General features: G+C 68.0%; 14 protein-coding genes and 1 tRNA gene. 12 read left to right on the top strand and 3 right to left on the bottom strand.

The annotated features are described in order from the left end of the window. Nucleotides 1–51: 51 nt before the first annotated feature. The 5 genes from ACWDTD_RS05085 (at nucleotide 52) to ACWDTD_RS05065 (ending at nucleotide 6716) form a co-directional block, all read left to right on the top strand. The gene (locus tag ACWDTD_RS05085) at nucleotides 52–726 is read left to right on the top strand and encodes a PadR family transcriptional regulator (protein ID WP_449745988.1); all 675 of its coding nucleotides are present in this window, start codon (nucleotides 52–54) and stop codon (nucleotides 724–726) included. Beyond that, complete coding sequence (locus tag ACWDTD_RS05080) at nucleotides 723–2234, top strand: MFS transporter (protein WP_449745987.1); 1512 nt, start codon at nucleotides 723–725, stop codon at nucleotides 2232–2234. Before ACWDTD_RS05085 ends, ACWDTD_RS05080 begins: the two co-directional genes overlap by 4 nt. 175 nt (nucleotides 2235–2409) lie before the next feature. Further along, a complete protein-coding gene (locus tag ACWDTD_RS05075; RefSeq protein WP_449745986.1) occupies nucleotides 2410–3624 on the top strand; it encodes an exonuclease SbcCD subunit D in 1215 nt (404 codons plus the stop codon). After that, nucleotides 3621–6587 (top strand): AAA family ATPase, encoded by a 2967-nt coding sequence (locus ACWDTD_RS05070; protein ID WP_449745985.1) that lies wholly within the window; start codon nucleotides 3621–3623, stop codon nucleotides 6585–6587. Before ACWDTD_RS05075 ends, ACWDTD_RS05070 begins: the two co-directional genes overlap by 4 nt. A gap of 56 nt (nucleotides 6588–6643) precedes the next feature. Beyond that, a tRNA-Arg gene (locus tag ACWDTD_RS05065) sits at nucleotides 6644–6716 on the top strand. 74 nt (nucleotides 6717–6790) lie between these two features. Here the strand turns inward: ACWDTD_RS05065 and ACWDTD_RS05060 are convergent. From ACWDTD_RS05060 to ACWDTD_RS05050, 3 genes are all read right to left on the bottom strand, one after another. After that, nucleotides 6791–7360, bottom strand: a complete 570-nt coding sequence (locus ACWDTD_RS05060; RefSeq protein WP_449745984.1) for a dihydrofolate reductase family protein — start codon at nucleotides 7358–7360, stop codon at nucleotides 6791–6793. Next, on the bottom strand, nucleotides 7351–7899 hold the full coding sequence (locus ACWDTD_RS05055) for a TetR/AcrR family transcriptional regulator (RefSeq protein WP_449745983.1): 549 nt from the start codon (nucleotides 7897–7899) through the stop codon (nucleotides 7351–7353). Before ACWDTD_RS05055 ends, ACWDTD_RS05060 begins: the two co-directional genes overlap by 10 nt. Nucleotides 7900–7986: 87 nt before the next feature. Continuing rightward, the gene (locus ACWDTD_RS05050; protein WP_449745982.1) at nucleotides 7987–8361 is read right to left on the bottom strand and encodes a cupin domain-containing protein; all 375 of its coding nucleotides are present in this window, start codon (nucleotides 8359–8361) and stop codon (nucleotides 7987–7989) included. A gap of 48 nt (nucleotides 8362–8409) precedes the next feature. Between ACWDTD_RS05050 and ACWDTD_RS05045 the strand changes: the two genes are divergently transcribed. From ACWDTD_RS05045 to rho, 7 genes are all read left to right on the top strand, one after another. Continuing rightward, nucleotides 8410–9291 carry a class II glutamine amidotransferase gene (locus tag ACWDTD_RS05045; protein WP_449745981.1) on the top strand — a complete coding sequence of 294 codons (882 nt, stop codon included), beginning with the start codon at nucleotides 8410–8412 and terminating at the stop codon, nucleotides 9289–9291. Between the two features lie 61 nt (nucleotides 9292–9352). Beyond that, a complete protein-coding gene (gene argS, locus ACWDTD_RS05040; protein WP_449745980.1) occupies nucleotides 9353–11005 on the top strand; it encodes an arginine--tRNA ligase in 1653 nt (550 codons plus the stop codon). After that, the gene (lysA, locus tag ACWDTD_RS05035; RefSeq protein ID WP_449745979.1) at nucleotides 11002–12420 is read left to right on the top strand and encodes a diaminopimelate decarboxylase; all 1419 of its coding nucleotides are present in this window, start codon (nucleotides 11002–11004) and stop codon (nucleotides 12418–12420) included. The genes argS and lysA overlap by 4 nt, the downstream gene beginning before the upstream one ends. Then, nucleotides 12421–13758 (top strand): homoserine dehydrogenase, encoded by a 1338-nt coding sequence (locus ACWDTD_RS05030; RefSeq protein WP_449745978.1) that lies wholly within the window; start codon nucleotides 12421–12423, stop codon nucleotides 13756–13758. It abuts the gene before it with no gap. Next, nucleotides 13751–14848, top strand: a complete 1098-nt coding sequence (thrC, locus tag ACWDTD_RS05025) for a threonine synthase (RefSeq protein ID WP_449745977.1) — start codon at nucleotides 13751–13753, stop codon at nucleotides 14846–14848. The genes ACWDTD_RS05030 and thrC overlap by 8 nt, the downstream gene beginning before the upstream one ends. 19 nt (nucleotides 14849–14867) lie before the next feature. Continuing rightward, entirely contained in the window at nucleotides 14868–15806 is a 939-nt protein-coding gene (gene thrB / locus ACWDTD_RS05020) for a homoserine kinase (RefSeq protein WP_449745976.1), read from the top strand. 379 nt (nucleotides 15807–16185) lie between these two features. Next, a complete protein-coding gene (gene rho, locus ACWDTD_RS05015; protein WP_449745975.1) occupies nucleotides 16186–18114 on the top strand; it encodes a transcription termination factor Rho in 1929 nt (642 codons plus the stop codon). Nucleotides 18115–18145: the final 31 nt, after the last annotated feature.

The raw sequence follows: 18145 nt of genomic DNA, 5'->3' as shown, positions 1-18145 counted from the left end.
TCGGTATATTCCACTTGGAATATTTGGTTCGGATCATCGAGGAGGTCTCTCGTGGCTGAGCGACGACCACTCGCGCCGCTGGCGATCCTGGTCCTCGGTCTTCTGGTGGAACGTCCGATGCACCCGTACGAGATGTTCCAGACGACGGTCGAACGCAACGAGGATCGGCTGGTCAAATTCCGGCCCGGCACGCTGTATCACACCGTTGACCGGCTTTCGGTGGACGGGCTGATCGAGGTGCACGAGGTCCGCCGCGAGGGCAACCGGCCCGAACGCACCGTCTACACCGTCACCGACACGGGTCGGGCCGCTCTCGATCGCAGTCTGATGCAGATTCTCGAGAGCCCGGCCGAGGAGTACCCGGAACTGTATCTCGCGTTGTCCGAGGCTCATTCACTTCCGCGGGCCACCGTCGCCGATCTGCTCGAGTCCCGGCTGCAGTCGATGCGGACCGAGTGCGAGACCTTCGAGGCGGCCGCCACCTCCGCGGCCGCCCGGGGCAAGCCGGAGATGTTCTACCTCGACGTCGGCTGCCGCGTCGCCACCCTGCGAGTGCAGATCGAGTGGCTGACCGACGTGGTCACGCGGATGCGAAACCACACGATCGAGTGGACCGACGACCCCGGCTCCACCTACTCCTGCCGCCAGCCGGCCGACACATCGACCGCACCAGAACAGTCCACCGCGCACGATCCGTCCACAGCACAGAAAGCGTCCACCTCATGACAGCTCCCACCTTCAAGGCGGTGACCAACCGCCCATGGCTCTCGCTGATGGCGTTGTGCGTCGGCTTCTTCATGATCCTCGTCGACATGACGATCGTCGCCGTCGCGCAGCCCGACATCATGGTCGCGCTCGGCACCGACGTCAACGGCATCGTGTGGGTGACCAGCGCCTACCTGCTGACCTACGCGGTGCCGCTGCTGATCGCCGGCCGGCTCGGCGACAAGATCGGCCCGAAGAAGGTGTATCAGGCGGGCCTGCTGCTGTTCACCGTCGCCAGCGTGTGGTGTGGCTTCGCCGGTTCGATCGGCGAGCTGATCGCCGCACGTGCGCTTCAGGGCGTCGGTGCCGCGCTCATCACGCCGCAGACGATGGCGCTGATCACACGCATCTTCCCGCCGGAGAAGCGTGGCGCGGCCATGGGCGTGTGGGGCACGGTGGCCGGTGTGGCCACGCTGGTGGGCCCGCTGCTCGGCGGCATCCTCACCGACAACTTCGGTTGGGAATGGATCTTCTTCGTCAACCTGCCGGTCGGTGTGATCGGTCTGATCCTGGCCGCGACGCTGGTTCCCGACGTGACCACCCACGACCACACCTTCGACTGGATCGGGGTGATCCTGTCCGGAATCGGCTTGTCCGCGCTGGTATTCGGTATCCAGGACGGCGAGAAGTACGACTGGAACAGCTGGATCATCGGACTCATCGTCGTCGGCCTGGCGTTCATGGTGGCATTCGTCTACTGGGAGTCCAAGCTCAAGACCGAGCCCCTCGTACCGTTGTCGCTGTTCCGGGATCGCAACTTCAGCCTGTCCAACATCGGTATCGCGTCGATGGGCTTCGCGGTCGCCGGCATGATGATCCCGCTGATGTTCTTCCTGCAGCTCGTCGGCGGCATGAGCCCCACGCAGTCGGCGGTGATGATGGTGCCGATGGCCGTCCTGACCGGCATCCTCGCGCCCATTGTCGGGCGCATCCTCGACAATGTGCATCCCCGCATGATCGTGTGCTCGTCGCTGCTGTTGATGTCGATCGCCATCGGCTGGCTAGCCATGATCACCACGCCGACCACGCCGGTCTGGGAGCTCGTCATCCCGCTCGCCCTCATGGGCGTCGCCTCGGCCGGCATCTGGGCGCCGCTGGCGGCCACCGCCACCCGCAACCTGCCGTGGCAACAGGCCGGCGCCGGTGCCGGCGTGTACAACACCACCCGGGTCATCGGTTCGGTGATCGGTTCGGCCGCGGTGGGAGCGCTGATGCAGACCCGGCTGGCCGCCGAACTGCCCGGGATGAACACCGACCAGCGGCAGTCCACGGTGATGCAACTGCCGGAGATGATCCGCGATCCGTTCGCCACCGCGATGGGACAGTCGCTGTACCTCCCGGCCGCGGTGCTGCTGATCGGGGTGGTCGCGACGATGTTCTACGAGAAGCCCAAGCACCGCGACTACCCGCCGATGCCGACCGCGGCGGCCGTGGCCGAGGGCGAGGTCGAGGAGGCGGGCGCGGCCTGAAATCTCCCGCCGTCTGACCCCAGAAACCCCGCCCCCCGTCAGGAACGCTTCGCATGCGCAGTGTTCCTCGCGCGAGGTGGGGTTTCTGTCGGTGTGAGCGGGGCCTCCCAGGGCCGTGGGAGGCCCCCGCCGCGCCTCCCCGATTCTGTCGGTGGGCTTTCGTACGGTGTTGACCATGCGAATCCTGCACACCTCCGACTGGCACCTGGGCCGCACCTTCCACGGCGTGGACCTGCTCGCCGATCAGCGGCGGGCCCTGCGCCACCTGGCCGACGTGGTGGCCCGGGAGTCGGTCGATGTGGTGGTCGTCGCGGGCGATGTGTACGACCGTTCGGTCCCGCCGGCCGATGCGGTCCGGATCTACGACGAGGGACTCGCGCAGATCGCCGCGGCGGGAGCGCAACTCGTTGTCACCTCGGGCAATCACGACTCGCCCACACGGCTCGGCGCCGCATCCGGCTTCGCCGCCGCCGGCGGACTGCACTTGCGCACATCGATCGCCGACATCGACCGGCCGGTGGTGCTGTCCGACGAGCACGGGGAGGTCGCGTTCTATGGCATCCCTTATCTCGAACCGGACACCGCCAGAACGGAATTGGGAGTCACCGATGGCCGTGGCCACGGTGCGGTGCTCGGTGCGGCGATGGACCGGATCCGCGCCGATGTCGCCGCCCGCGGCGTGCGGTCGGTGGTGGCAGCGCACGCGTTCGTGGTGGGCGGGCAGGCGTCGTCGTCGGAACGGTCGATCAGTGTCGGGGGAGTGGAAACGGTGTCGGCCGAGACTTTTTCGGGAGTCGACTACGTCGCCCTCGGCCATCTGCACTCGCCGCAGGAGATCGCTGCCACGGTCCGCTACAGCGGTTCGTTGCTGCCCTACTCCTTCGGTGAGCGAGCACATCGCAAGGCGGTGTGGCTCGTCGACCTCGACGCCGACGGGGTCGCCGACGTCCGGCGGTGCGAGCTGCCGGTGGTCCGTGGGCTGAGCAGCCTGCGCGGCACCTTGGACGAATTGCTCACCGATCCGGCATATGCCGGTGCCGAGGAGCGCTACGTCGAGGCGACGCTGACCGATTCGGTGCGGCCGGTGGACGCGATGCGCGCTCTGCGCGAACGCTTTCCACATGCGGTGCACCTGCACTGGGAACGGCCCGACGACGGGGCGGGCGTCGATTACCGCTCCCGCGTCACCGGGCGCGGCGACGCCGAGATCGTCGATTCGTTCATCACCGATGTCCGCGACGAGCCGACCGCGGGTGAGCGTGCCCTGATCGCGTTGGCGCTGAAGCACGTGGTCGGGGAGCCGGAGTCGGAAAACGCTGCCGGACAAGAGCTTGCGCTGTTCGGGATCGACACGGTGGCCCGGATCGATACGGTAGCGGAGTCGGCATGAGACTGCATCGACTGCGGATGCGTGCGTTCGGTCCCTTCGCCGACGACGTGACCATCGATCTCGACGAGCTCGGCGCTGACGGACTGTTCCTGTTGCACGGGGCCACCGGCGCCGGCAAGACCACCGTTCTCGACGCCGTCGCCTTCGCGCTGTTCGGACGGGTGCCCGGCGCTCGCCAGGAGGGCCGGCGGCTGCATTCCGATCACGCCCCGGCCGAACAGGTTCCGGAGGTGGAACTCGAAGCCACCATCGGTGGTCGGCGACTGCGGATCGTCCGGTCGCCGGCGCACGAGCGACCCAAGAAGCGCGGCACCGGCATCACCCCGGTCAACGCGAAGGCCACCTTGGAGTGGGTCGACGGATCGGGTGTCACGCTCACGCGACTCGACGAGATCGGCGAGACCGTCACCGAACTCCTGGGCATGAGCGCCGACCAGTTCTTCCAGGTGGTGCTGCTGCCACAGGGAGATTTCGCCCGGTTCCTGCGCGCGCCCAACGACGATCGAGAAGCGTTGCTGGAGAAACTCTTCGACACTGCGCGGTTCGGCGACGTGGAGGACTGGCTGCGCGAGCGGGCCCGGCGCAGCGCCGAAGAGCTGGACAAGAAGGACGCGGCACTCGACCGGCTGGCCACACAGATCGCGGCGGTGGCCGGTATCGAGGCACCCGCCGAACCGGACGTGCCGTGGGCTCAAAGCTGTCTGGACGCTGCGCGTGACGCCCGGCTGGCGGCGGCCGGCGTACTCGATTCGGCGCGTACCGAGTTGGATCAGGCACTCAACGCCCACCAGCGGGGCGCCGCCCGGGCCGCCGACCGCCGACGGGGACTCGACGCCCGCACGCGGCTCGCGCAACTCGACAGTTCGGACGCCGAGACCGAGGCCGCACGCACGGCGCTGAGCGCTGCGCGACGCGCTGCGCCCATCGCCCCGATCGCCGACGACCACCAACGCTCCGAAGCGGCGTTGGATCGTGCGCTTCGGGCGTGCGCGGACGCCGGCACTGAGCTCGCGCGGCACGAGGAGGCGGCATCGTTGCGCGAAGCCGACGACGCCACGCTCGCGGCCGCGATCGACGGCTGGAGCGCCGACCACGGCAAGTGGGAACCGCTGGCCCGTCGCGTGGCCGAACGCCCCGGCATCGTGGCCGATCTCGCGGCGCTGGAAGCCGACATCGCCACCGCCGACGCGCGCCTCGCCGAACTCGACGCGGCGCTGGGCGACGCGCCTGCCCGACGTGAGGCTGCGGAGCGGGCACAGGCTGCGGCGACCGAGGCCCGTGCATCACTACCAGGACTGCGCGCCCGCCTCGAACGGCTCGACGCGGTGTCGACGGCGCTGACCGAACGTGACGAACTGATCGCGCAGATCGACCGGGCGCAGCGCAGGCTCGCCGATGCCCATGAGGCGCACAATGCGGCGCGGGAACGGTTGCTGGACCTGCGCGATCGTCGACTCACCGGCATGGCGGCCGAACTGGCCGGCAAGCTCGTCGACGGAAAGCCCTGTGCCGTCTGTGGATCGGCCGAGCATCCGGCCCCGGCCACCGGCAGCGGAGCGACGGTCACCGACGCCGACGAGGCCGCCGCCGCCGAGATCGACAAGCGCGCGGCCGGCGATCGGCAGTCTGCGCAGTCGACGCTCGACACCTACCGCGAACGACGCGCCCAGCGCGACACGATCGTCGGTGACGCCACCGCGGAGCAGGTGGCCGCCGAACATCGCAGTGTCGCAACGACACTCGGCGACGCCGAACGGCTGACCGAAGCCATGCCCGAGTTGGTGCAGGCCGTGGACGACATCGACGCACAGATTCGCTCCTGGCAGCAGGCACGGTCCGACATCGGCGCCGCACAGTCCGCACGCCGCGAACGTGCCACCACCGTGCGCGGCACGCTCGACGCGCTCGACGTAGAGGTGGCCGAGGCCACCGGCGGACGCGGTGGGGTGGCGCAGCGGCGCGCCGAACTCGCCGAGCTCATCCGACTCGGAAACGCGCTGCGCGACGCGCGCCGGGAGAAGGCGCTGGCCGGTGACCGGCGCGATGACGGGCTCCGTCGGCTCGAGAAGGCCTGCACCGAAGCAGGTTTCGAAAGCTCGTCCGCGGCGTTGGAGGCACTCGCCACAGCGGCGGAGATCGAAGCGTGGGAGTCGATGCTGGAGCAGGTCGCCTCGATTCGCTCCGCGGCAGAGCAGACCCTCGCCGAATCCGATGTGATCGCGGCGCTTGCCGCGGAGCCCGTGGACCTGGACGTGTTGGCAGCCACTCGCGAGGCCGCCCAGCAGAGCTGCGATACCGCTGCCGGCACGGACGCGATCGCCGTGCAGCGGGTGACGCAGCTCGAACAGCATGTCGCGGCGTTCTGGGCGGCCTTCGACGCGGTGGTGCCCGTGCGTGCCCGGCATGCCGAGGTGCAGGGGCTTGCCGAACTGGTGAGCGGTCGCGGGCACAACGCCAAGAAGATGACGTTGCGCTCCTACGTCCTGGCGGCGCGGCTGGAGGAGGTCCTCATCGCCGCATCGGCGCGGCTGCGGCAGATGTCGGCCGGTCGCTACGAGTTCGCGCACTCCGATGCGATCGGCCCGCGCGGCCGGCGCGGCGGGCTGGGTATCGAGGTGCGCGACGAGTACACCGGCGTGACCCGTGCGGCCACCACGCTCTCGGGTGGCGAAACCTTCTTCGCCTCCCTCGCACTGGCCCTCGGACTTGCCGACGTCGTGTCGGCCGAGTCCGGCGGGCGGGTGCTCGACACCATCTTCATCGACGAAGGTTTCGGCACCCTCGATCCCGAGGTGCTCGACCTGGTGATGGGCGTTCTCGACGAGTTGCGCGCCGGTGGCCGCGTGGTCGGCGTGGTGAGCCACGTGGACGAACTGCGCGCCCGCATTCCCGCCCAGTTGGAGGTGCTGCGGGGCGAATCGGGCTCGACGGTCCGCACACTGGGAGCGGTCGGCGTGTCGTGACCTGCCCGCTTTGGGTGCCGGGCCGCGCGTACGTTAGGCTTGCTCTCGCCCATTGAGCCCCCGTAGCTCAGGGGATAGAGCGTCTGCCTCCGGAGCAGAAGGCCGCAGGTTCGAATCCTGCCGGGGGCACTTCTTTATCGTGACGCAGTCGCCGCGGTCGGTTCGATTGCGTGTGGGGAGCCGACCAAGGCGCGCGGTCGAGCTCAGCCGTGGTGGACTCGATACGTCGCGTGGACCATTCCTCCGCTTGACGCGTTGGTGGCCACGAGCTCGAGTTGAGTGTCTACGTCGAGCGCCCCGAACAGCGGCAATCCCGCGCCGATGAGTACCGGTACCCAGGCGATGGTGATCTCGTCGATCAGGCCGGCGCGAAGGAAGGTCTGGATGACCTGTCCTCCGTCAACGTAAACCTGGTCAGCTGCGCTCGAGTCCAGTCGTTGGGTTGCCTCTGGCAGATCGCGGGCGACGCTGATGCGGTCATCGTCGTTGTTCAGCGTTGTCGATAGAACGATGACTTGTTTGCCGTGGTAGGGCCAGCGATCGAAGGTCAAGACCTTCTCATAGGTTCCTCGGCCCATCACCAGATGGTCCACACTGGGAAAGAACGTCTCCCACCCCTCGACTTCTACGCTGCTGGTGATGCGCGCGTGGTCGGGCCCTGGCTGCGGATCTGTGAGCCAGTCGATGTCTCCGTCGCGTCGCGCGATGTACCCATCGAGGCTGACCCCGATGAACACCCGTCCTGTCCAGATGCGTTGTGCGGTCATGTCCATGCCCCCAGGAGTTCGTCGAGTGTTCGAGATGCTGCGGTGGGATCCGGTAGGGCGGCGCTGCGCAGCATCGATCCGTGTAGTGCGTCGAACAGCAGTGCCGCCCCGCGGGTTGGATCCCGAAGACCGGGCAATTCGAGCCGCCGCAGCAGCCCGGACAGGTAACTGATCTCTTTGCCCCAGCCTTCGACGAGCAGTGGGCGCAGGGAGTCGTCGATGAGGTCATCGACAAGATTGACCAACCCGTAGGCAACCGCGTGCGATCCACCGGCGATGAAGCGTTCTGCAACCCACGCCCGCAGCTCGTCCTCGACCGGTACGACACCGTGTGGCGCGCCCGGAATGGAGTCGATCCAGCGACGACTCAGGGCTTGCAAGACGCCGCTGCGAGAGCCGAACCGTTTGATCAGGCCCGCGGGACTGAGACCGACAGCGGGCGAGATCTCAGCCAACGTCCACGGCTGCAGTTGTTGCCGCTCGCTCAGCGTCGCCGCGATGCGGTCGACGAGAACATCCTGTTCCTCACGTCGTGGTCGTGCCACCTAGTTAGTAAACCATGATTCGCTAACCTGGGTTGGTCCGACGGTGTCAGGACGGACCTGGCCGGCCGCCGAGCACTCGCATTGGCGTCATTGCGCCAGGAACCCGGTGTCCGCACCGTCGCTGATCCCCACGTACAGCCGTCGCCACGGATCGGTGCCGACGAGCCGCCACTGGTGCCCGGTGCCGACGGTGTCCTCGGCGACGAGCACCACGCCGGGTTCGAGACGGAATCCCTCGCCGTCGCGGGTGACGAAATCGAGGACCCCCGACAGCGTGATCACGTACTGGCGACGAGGTGCGGTGTGCCAGTCGAGCGAGCCCCCCGAACCGGTCTCCTGGAATGCCGCGGAGGTGGTGTCGACTGCCGCCGACCGGGTGCCCCCGTCAGCCCACTCGATGCGGCCCTGCTCGACATGCGAGCGGCCGTCGTCGTCGCTGAAGAGTCGTATCGCCGAGATCATCATCCGACCCTAACGTGACGACGTGAACAGGTTGCTAGCGTGAGGCCCATGTGCCGTTGGCTCGCCTACTGTGGCTCACCCATCCACCTCGAAGACCTCCTCACCCGGCCGTCGCATTCCCTGGTCGACCAGAGCTTCGAGGCCCGGCAGCTCTACCTGCCGGGCGCCCCGATGACGTCGATGTTCCGCAACCACGCCTGGCCCACCAACGGCGACGGCTTCGGCGTCGGGTGGTACGGCGACCGCAGTTTTCCCGGCCAGTACCGCGACATGATGCCCGCATGGAGCAACCACAACCTGCAGCGTCTCGCCGAACAGATCTCCTCGCCGATGTTCCTGGCCCACGTGCGTGCCGCGCTCGGTGGCACCATCGACCGCGTCAACTGTCACCCCTTCCAGTACGGCCGCTGGCTGTTCCAGTACAACGGCGAGATCGAAGGTTTCAGCAAGCTCAAACGCGACCTCACCTTCGACGTCGATCCCGGGCTCTACCCGTTCATCGAGGGCAACGCCGACACCGAACTGTGCTTCTACCTCGCGCTGACCTACGGCCTCGACACCGACCCGAAGGGGGCGCTGGCGAAGATGGTGGGACGCGTGGAGCAGGCCCGTACCGACCACAACATCGACGATCCGTTCACCGCCACCATCTGCGCGGCCAACGGCGACGAGATCTACGCGGTGCGCTACTCGAGTAACCGACAGTCCAACACCCTGTACCACTCGTCGGGCCGGATGCGGTTGAGCGCCGGGGACGGTACCGGCCACATCGAACTGCCCGCCGACGGACGCATCGTGGTGTCCGAACCACTCGAACTGGAGTACTCCGACACCCACTGGGTCGAAATCCCCGAGTGGTCGATCGTGACCGTTCGTCCGGGCTCCGAACCGGTCGTCGAGGACTTCGTGCCGACGGTCCGGCCGCACTGAACCGCTGCGAGGCGACGGGCGATTATCACCCCCGCAGCCGCGGCCAATAGGATGGTGACCTGTGACTCCCGCCGACCTCGCCGCATTGCTGAGCGCCGTGACCCGGGCCGTCGTCTCCGACCACGGCCTCGATGACTCCCTGGTGCCCGATTCGATCGTCGTCGAGCGACCCCGCAACGCCGACCACGGCGATTATGCGACCAACATCGCGCTGCAACTCGGCAAGCGCCTCGGGGTGGCCCCGCGCGAACTCGCCGGCTGGCTCGCCGACGCCTTCGCCGGTGCCGACGGCATCACCAAAGCCGAGGTCGCCGGTCCCGGATTCGTCAACATCTGGCTGGCCGCCGCGGCACAGAACACGGTGGTGGCCACCGTCCTGGAGCAGACCGGCGAGTTCGGGCGCGGCAGCGAACTGTCCGACAAGGTGATCAACCTCGAATTCGTGTCGGCCAACCCCACCGGCCCGATCCACCTCGGTGGCACCCGCTGGGCCGCCGTCGGCGACGCGCTCGCCCGGGTGCTGTCCGCCCGCGGCGCTGCGGTCACCCGCGAGTACTACTTCAACGATCACGGCGCCCAGATCGACCGCTTCGCCCGATCGCTGGAGGCCTCGGCGCTGGGTCGCCCCACCCCCGAGGACGGCTACGCCGGCGAGTACATCGTCGACATCGCCCGCGACGTCGTCGACCGGGTGCCCGGGGTACTCGACCAGCCCGAGGAGCAGCGCGTCGAGACGTTCCGGGCCGTCGGCGTGGAGTTGATGTTCGACCACATCAAGCAGAGCCTGCACGAATTCGGCACCGACTTCGACGTCTTCACCCACGAGAACAGCATGTTCACCTCCGGCCTGGTCGAGGAGTGCATCGCCGAGTTGCGGGCCAACGGCAACCTCTACGAATCCGACGGCGCGTGGTGGCTGCGCACCACCAAGTTCGGTGACGACAAGGACCGTGTGGTCATCAAGAGCGACGGCGAGGCCGCCTACATCGCCGGCGACATCGCCTACTACCGCGACAAACGCAACCGCGGTTTCAACCTGTGCATGTACATGCTCGGCGCCGACCATCACGGCTACATCACCCGGCTCAAGGCGGCTGCCGCCTCGCTCGGCGACGACCCCGACACCGTCGAGGTCCTCATCGGACAGATGGTGAACCTGGTCCGCGACGGCAAACCGGTGCGGATGAGCAAACGGGCGGGCACCGTCATCACCCTCGACGACCTCGTCGAGGCCGTCGGCGTGGATGCCGCCCGCTACGCCCTGATCCGGTCGTCGCTCGACGTCAACATCGACATCGACCTCGACCTGCTGACCACGCAGTCCAACGACAACCCGGTGTACTACGTGCAGTACGCGCATGCGCGGCTGGCCGCGATCGGGCGCAACGCCGCCGAACTCGGGCTCTCGCCGCACATCGAGCACCTCGACCTGCTCGATGATCCGGCCGAAGGCGACCTGATCCGCACGATCGGCGACTTCGACGAGGTGGTGGCCACCGCGGCCGACCTGCGTGAACCGCACCGCATCTGTCGCTACCTGGAGACCCTGGCCGGTACCTATCACCGCTTCTACGCGCGGTGCCGGGTGCTGCCGCAGGGCGACGAGGAACCCGCCGACATTCACCGCGCGCGGCTCGCGCTGTGCGCGGCAACCCGCCAGGTCATCGAGAACGGCCTCGACCTGGTCGGCGTGAGCGCCCCGGAGCGGATGTGAACGCACACCCGGCCGGCCCGCGGCACGCCGAGATCCTCGCCGCGCCCCACCTGGCGCAACGTCCCAACGACCCCGCCGTCCTCGCCGCCATCCCGGCGCATGTGTGGCCGCGCAACGCCGCCCGCGACGACACCGGCGAACTGACGGTGGCCGGGGTCGGCGTGGGCGAACTCGCCGAGCGCTTCGGCACCCCGCTGTTCGTGCTCGACGAGGCCGACTTCCGCTCGCGCTGCGCCGACATGATGTCCGCGTTCGGCCCGTACGGCACGGTGCACTACGCGTCGAAAGCGTTCCTGTGCACCGAAGTCGCCCGTTGGGTGGAGCAGGAGGGCTTGTCGCTGGACGTGTGTTCGGGCGGTGAACTCGCCGTCGCACTGCACGCGGGCTTTCCCGCCGAGCGAATCGCGTTGCACGGCAACAACAAGAGCGCCGACGAGCTCGCTGCGGCGGTCGACGCCGGGGTGGGTCACATCGTGCTGGACTCGATGATCGAGATCGATCGTCTCGACGAGATCGCCGGTGCCCGTGGCGTGGTGGCCGACGTACTGATCCGGGTGACGGTCGGCGTGGAGGCGCACACGCACGAGTTCATCGCCACCGCGCACGAGGACCAGAAGTTCGGATTCGCGCTCAGCGGTGGCGTGGCCATGGACGCGGTGCGCCGGGTGTTCGCCACCGACAACCTGCGTCTGGTGGGCCTCCACAGCCACATCGGCTCGCAGATCTTCGACATGGACGGGTTCGAACTGGCCGCACACCGCGTGCTGGGTCTGCTGCACGACGTGGTCGCCGAGTTCGGAGTGGCCAAGACCTCGCAGATGTCGATCGTGGATCTCGGTGGGGGACTGGGCATCTCCTACCTCCCGGAGGAGGATCCGCTGCCCGTCGACGAGGTGGCGCAGACCCTTGCGGGCATCGTGCGCCGCGAGTCGGCCGCGGTGGGCTTGCCGATGCCGACGATCTCGGTGGAACCCGGGCGTGCGATCGCCGGGCCCGGCACCATCACGCTGTACCGGGTGGGCACCATCAAGGACGTCGCACTCGGCGGCGACGCGGTGCGCCGCTACGTGTCCGTCGACGGCGGCATGAGCGACAACATCCGCACCGTGCTCTATCAGGCCGACTACGACGTGCGGCTGGTCTCGCGCATCTCGCACGCCGACGCCGTGGTCAGTCGCGTCGTCGGAAAGCATTGTGAGAGCGGCGACATCGTGATCCGGGACTGCTGGCTGCCCGCAGACCTGACACCCGGCGACCTCATCGCGGTGGCCGCCACCGGCGCCTACTGCTACTCCATGAGCAGCCGTTACAACATGATCATGCGGCCCGCCGTGGTGGCCGTCGCCGACGGCGATGCCCGCGTGATCCTGCGACGTGAGACCATCGACGACTTCCTCAGGCTGGAGATGAGCTGAATGAGCGACAACCCCGACAACACCGACGGCGCAACGCCCGCCGCTCGGAGCATCGGCATCGCGGTGCTGGGCATGGGCAACGTGGGTGCCGAGGTGGTGCGGATCATCGAGGACAACGCCGACGACCTGCGTGCCCGCGTGGGCGCCCCGGTCGAACTGCGCGGCGTCGCGGTGCGGGATCTGACCCGACCGCGCAAGATCGCCCAGGAACTACTCACCGACGATCCGGCCGAACTGGTGGCGCGCGACGACGTCGACATCGTTGTCGAACTCATCGGCGGAATCGACCCCGCGCGCGAATTGATCCGCACCGCACTGCAATCGGGTAAATCGGTGGTCACGGCGAACAAGGCGTTGCTCGCCGAGTACACCGGCGAACTCGCCACCGCCGCCGCCGGGGCCAAGGTTGACCTGTACTTCGAGGCCGCGGTGGCCGGAGCGATCCCCGTGGTGCGGCCGCTCACCCAGTCGCTGGCCGGGGACACGGTGGACCGGGTCGCCGGAATCGTCAACGGCACCACCAACTTCATCCTGTCGGCGATGGCCGAGACCGGCGCCGATTACGCCGATACCCTCGCCGAGGCCGGTCGGCTCGGCTACGCCGAGGCCGATCCCACCGCCGACGTCGAGGGCTACGACGCCGCCGCGAAGGCCGCCATCCTCGCCTCGATCGCCTTCCACACCAGGGTGACCGCCGCCGACGTGCACCGCGAGGGCATCACCTCGGTGACCGCGGCCGACCTGGTGGCCGCGAAGAAGTTCGACTGCACCATCAAGCTGCTGTCGATCTGCGAACGGGTCCGCGGCGAGGACGGATCGCAGCGGGTGTCCGCTCGCGTCTACCCGGCCCTGATCCCGCTGACCCATCCGCTGGCCACCGTCAACGGTGCCTTCAACGCCGTGGTGGTGGAGGCGGAGAACGCCGGACGGCTGATGTTCTACGGACAGGGTGCCGGCGGAGCGCCCACCGCGTCGGCCGTTCTCGGTGACATGGTGATGGCCGCACGCAACAAGGTGCACGGTGGTCGCGGTCCGCTGGAGTCGACCTACGCCTCGTTGCCGATCGCCACGATCGACGACGTGCCCACCCGCTACTACGTGTCGATGCGTGTGGCCGACAAACCGGGTGTGCTCGCCCAGGTGGCCAACGAGTTCTCCAAACGGTCGGTGAGCATCGCCGCGGTGCGCCAGGAGGGCGCGGGAGACGACGCCCGGCTGATCGTGGTGACCCACCGCGCGCCGGATCGTGCACAATCGGAATGCGTTGCAGCACTGGAAGACATGGACGCCGTGATCAAGGTGTCGAGCGTCTTGCGATTGGAAGGAACCGATGACTGACGCCACCCCCGCGCCCACCTATGCGCCGGTGCACGCCGGCTGGCCGGGCCTGATCGAGGCCTACCGCTCCCGGCTCCCGGTCGGCGACGACTGGAAGGTGGTGACCCTGCTCGAGGGCGCCACCCCGCTGGTGTCGGCGCCCCACCTCTCGGAATTGACCGGCTGCGAGGTGTATTTGAAGGTCGAGGGCCTCAACCCGACCGGGTCGTTCAAGGATCGCGGCATGACGATGGCGGTGAGCAATGCCGTGAACAACGGCAAGACCGCCGTGCTGTGTGCCTCCACCGGCAACACGTCGGCGTCGGCCGCCGCTTACGCCACCCGCGCCGGAATCACCTGTGCCGTCCTGATTCCCGAGGGCAAGATCGCGATGGGCAAACTCGCCCAGGCGGTGATGCACGGCGCCAAGATCATTCAGGTGCGCGGCAACTTCGACGACTGTCTGGAACTGGCCCGCAAGGCCACCGCCGAGTTCACCGAGATCGAACTGGTGAATTCGGTCAATCCGGCCCGGATCGAGGGACAGAAGACCGCGGCCTTCGAGATCGTCGACGTGCTGGGACGGGCTCCCGACGTGCACGCGTTGCCGGTGGGCAACGCCGGCAACATCACCGCCTACTGGAAGGGCTACCGCGAGTATCACGCCGACGGTGTGAGCTCCACCCTGCCGCGGATGCTGGGCGTGCAGGCCGCAGGCGCCGCCCCGTTGGTGAGCGGTGAGCCGGTGAGCAACCCCGAGACCATCGCCACCGCCATCCGCATCGGCAACCCGGCGAGCTGGCATCAGGCGGTGGCCGCCCGCGACGAGTCGAACGGTCAGTTCCGTGCCGCGACCGACGAGAAGCTGCTCGAGGCCTACCGGCTGGTCGCGGGCAAGGAGGGCGTGTTCGTGGAGCCCGCCTCGGCCGCCAGTGTGGCCGGACTGCTCGCCGCCCACGCAGACGGGTGGATCACTCCGGGACAGACCGTGGTGTGCACCGTCACCGGGAACGGACTCAAGGACCCCGACACCGCCTTGTCGGGAATGCCCGAGGTGGAGGCAATCGACGTCGACCCGATCGCGGTGGCCCATGCGCTCGGCGTGGCCTGAGTCATCGGCGGACGGCGTCATGGTCACCCCCGACACTGTGTATCGGCAACTGCCCGAAGGTATCTCGGCCCACGTGCGGGTGCCCGCGTCGAGTGCCAACCTGGGCCCGGGATTCGATTCGCTGGGCCTTGCTCTCGGCATCCACGACGAGGTGTCCGTCGAGACCACCGCGTCCGGCATTCTCGTCGAGGCCACCGGAGAGGGTGCCGGTCAGGTACCCACCGACGCCAACCATCTCGTCGCGCGGGCGTTGATGGCGGGGCTGGCCCACGCGGGCCTGTCGGCGCCCGGGCTGCACCTTCGCTGCATCAACGCGATCCCGCACTCGCGCGGACTGGGATCCTCCGCGTCGGCGGCGGTGTCGGGGCTTGCCGCCGCATCGGCGCTCATCGCCGCGTCGGGTCTCGCCGACCGGCTGAGCACCGACGAACTGGTGCAACTGTCCGGGGAGTTCGAGGGTCATCCCGACAACGCCGCGGCCAGCGTCCTGGGATCGGCGGTGGTCACCTGGTCGGAGGCGGGGGAGCTTCCCCGGTACGGCGCGCGTCGGCTGACGCTGCATCCCGACATCCGGGCCACCGTGTTCGTGCCCGCCACCGAGTCGTCGACGTCGGTGACCCGCGGGTTGCTGCCCGCGGAGGTGCCGCGCGCCGACGCGGTGTTCAACGTGAGCCGAGCCGCGCTGGCCGTGGTGGCGCTCACCACCGATCCGGGCTGCCTGTTCGTCGCCACCGAGGACCGGCTGCATCAGAAGTACCGGGCCGTGGCCATGCCCGAGACCATCGAACTCGTCGACGCCCTGCGTGGCCTCGGGCTTGCGGCGACGGTGTCGGGTGCGGGCCCGAGCGTGCTCGTGCTCGGTTGCGACCCGGTGGATGGCCGTGCGCGCGAGCACGCCGCGAATCTCGGATTCAGTGCCAGGGCGGTCGAAATCGCCGGTGGCGTCGAGATCGGATGATCCGGTGATGCGGCCGTGGCGTGTTGCCCGTATCATGCGAACGGGTTACGATAGTCTGGTCTAGCCGCGCAGGCTCGTTCCGCCGTGCTTCTCACCGATCACTGATCTGCCCATCCGGTCGGCCCCGGATGTCCGCTCAGTAGTCACAGATCTGAGGCATGACGCAGCATTCGAGCAGGCAGATTTCTGACGACCTTCCAGTTCAGGAGTAGTACACCGCAGCCGGACGACACGATCTTTTCTGCCGGTCCACCACGGACGGCAGATATCCCTCTGCAGGACACCGCCTGTCGAGCAGAAATTCGACGGTGCACTCGTGCAGAAGGTGACACCACACCCTCGTGCAGCACTGTGGCTGTAGAGGAACGAAAGGACATCCGTGACCGATACGGACCTGATCACCGCACCACCCGCCGAGCGTGAGACCGGCAACGACGGTTCCACGGCGGCCACCACGACGAAGGCACGCACCGGACTGTCCGGCATGGTGCTCACCGAGCTCCGGTCGCTGGCCGGAGAACTCGGCATCAAGGGCACGTCGGGTATGCGCAAGGGCGACCTGATCGCCGCCATCAAGGAACGCCAGGCCGGTAACACCCCGGCGGCCGCCGCACCCGCACGTGCCACCACGCGTCGCACCAAGAGTGACAAGGCCGAATCGCCCGCGCCCGAACAGTCGGCCCCCGAGCAGACGGCCCCCGAACAGACCGCCACCGCCACCGCGCCCGCGCAGACCACGCCGGCACCCAGCGCTTCCGAGTCCGCCGCGGATGCCTCCACGGCCGAGCGTTCGCCGCGCACCGATCGTCGCGATGGTGACGAGGGACGCGACAACCAGCAGGGCGGTCAGGGCAACCAGCGTAACCGCACCCGTGGCCGCAACCAGTCGGGCCAGAACACGAACGGCCAGCAGAACAACCACGGCGGCCAGGGTTCGAACAACAACCAGGGTTCCAACAACAACCAGGGTTCCAACAACAACCAGGGTTCCAACAACAACCAGGGTTCCAACAACAACCAGGGTTCGAACAACAACCAGAACAACCGCGACGACGACAACGACGGCGGGGGCCGCGGTCGCCGCGGACGTCGCTTCCGTGAGCGTCGTCGCGGACGTGATCGCGAGTCCACGTCGGGCGAGCCGCAGATCTCCGAGGACGACGTCGTGGCGCCGGTGGCCGGCATCCTCGACGTCCTCGACAATTACGCGTTCGTGCGTACCTCCGGCTACCTCGCCGGGCCCAACGACGTGTACGTGTCGATGAACATGGTCCGCAAGAACGGACTGCGTCGCGGCGACGCCATCACCGGTGCAGTCAAGGTGCCACGTGAGGGTGAACAGCAGAATCAGCGCCAGAAGTTCAATCCGCTGGTCCGGCTGGACACCGTGAATGGTGGCGACATCGAGACCGCCCGCAAGCGTCCCGAATTCGGCAAGCTCACCCCGCTCTACCCCAATCAGCGGTTGCGCCTGGAGACCACCCCGGATCGCCTCGACACGCGCGTGATCGACCTGATCATGCCGATCGGCAAGGGGCAGCGCGCGCTGATCGTGTCGCCGCCGAAGGCCGGTAAGACCACGATCCTGCAGGATCTCGCGAACGCGATCACCACCAACAACCCCGAATGCCACCTGATGGTGGTGCTCGTCGACGAACGACCCGAAGAGGTCACCGACATGCAGCGCTCGGTGAAGGGTGAGGTCATCGCCTCCACCTTCGACCGTCCGCCGTCAGACCACACCTCGGTGGCCGAACTGGCCATCGAGCGCGCCAAGCGCCTCGTCGAGGCCGGCAAGGACGTGGTGGTGCTGCTCGACTCCATCACCCGCCTCGGTCGCGCCTACAACAACGCGTCGCCCGCGTCGGGCCGCATCCTGTCCGGTGGCGTGGACTCCACGGCGCTCTACCCACCCAAGCGATTCCTCGGCGCGGCGCGCAACATCGAGAACGGCGGCTCCCTGACGATCATCGCCTCCGCGCTGGTCGAGACCGGTTCCACCGGCGACACGGTGATCTTCGAGGAGTTCAAGGGCACCGGCAACGCCGAGCTCAAACTCGACCGCAAGATCGCCGACCGTCGCGTGTTCCCGGCGGTCGACGTCAACCAGTCGAGCACCCGCAAGGACGAACTGCTGATGTCGCCCGAGGAGTTCGCGATCGTGCACAAGCTGCGTCGTGTGCTGTCCGGGCTGGATTCACAGCAGGCCATCGACCTGCTGATCAGTCAGCTCAAGAAGACCAAGAACAACATCGAGTTCCTGATGCAGGTGCAGACCAACGCACCCGGCGCCATGCGGGACGAGTGACCCCCATCGCCCGCCGTCCCCGTACGGCAGT

Source organism: Gordonia sp. NPDC003425, from assembly GCF_053588635.1.
This window is presented reverse-complemented; position numbering and strand designations above follow the sequence as displayed.

Coding starts and splice junctions, on each gene's coding strand:
- ACWDTD_RS05080 (WP_449745987.1), top strand. CDS start 723: ATGACAGCTCCCACCTTCAAGGCGGTGACCAACCGCCCATGGCTCTCG.
- ACWDTD_RS05075 (WP_449745986.1), top strand. CDS start 2,410: ATGCGAATCCTGCACACCTCCGACTGGCACCTGGGCCGCACCTTCCAC.
- ACWDTD_RS05070 (WP_449745985.1), top strand. CDS start 3,621: ATGAGACTGCATCGACTGCGGATGCGTGCGTTCGGTCCCTTCGCCGAC.
- ACWDTD_RS05060 (WP_449745984.1), bottom strand. CDS start 7,360: ATGGACATGACCGCACAACGCATCTGGACAGGACGGGTGTTCATCGGG.
- ACWDTD_RS05050 (WP_449745982.1), bottom strand. CDS start 8,361: ATGATCTCGGCGATACGACTCTTCAGCGACGACGACGGCCGCTCGCAT.
- ACWDTD_RS05045 (WP_449745981.1), top strand. CDS start 8,410: ATGTGCCGTTGGCTCGCCTACTGTGGCTCACCCATCCACCTCGAAGAC.
- ACWDTD_RS05030 (WP_449745978.1), top strand. CDS start 12,421: ATGAGCGACAACCCCGACAACACCGACGGCGCAACGCCCGCCGCTCGG.
- thrC (WP_449745977.1), top strand. CDS start 13,751: ATGACTGACGCCACCCCCGCGCCCACCTATGCGCCGGTGCACGCCGGC.
- thrB (WP_449745976.1), top strand. CDS start 14,868: ATGGTCACCCCCGACACTGTGTATCGGCAACTGCCCGAAGGTATCTCG.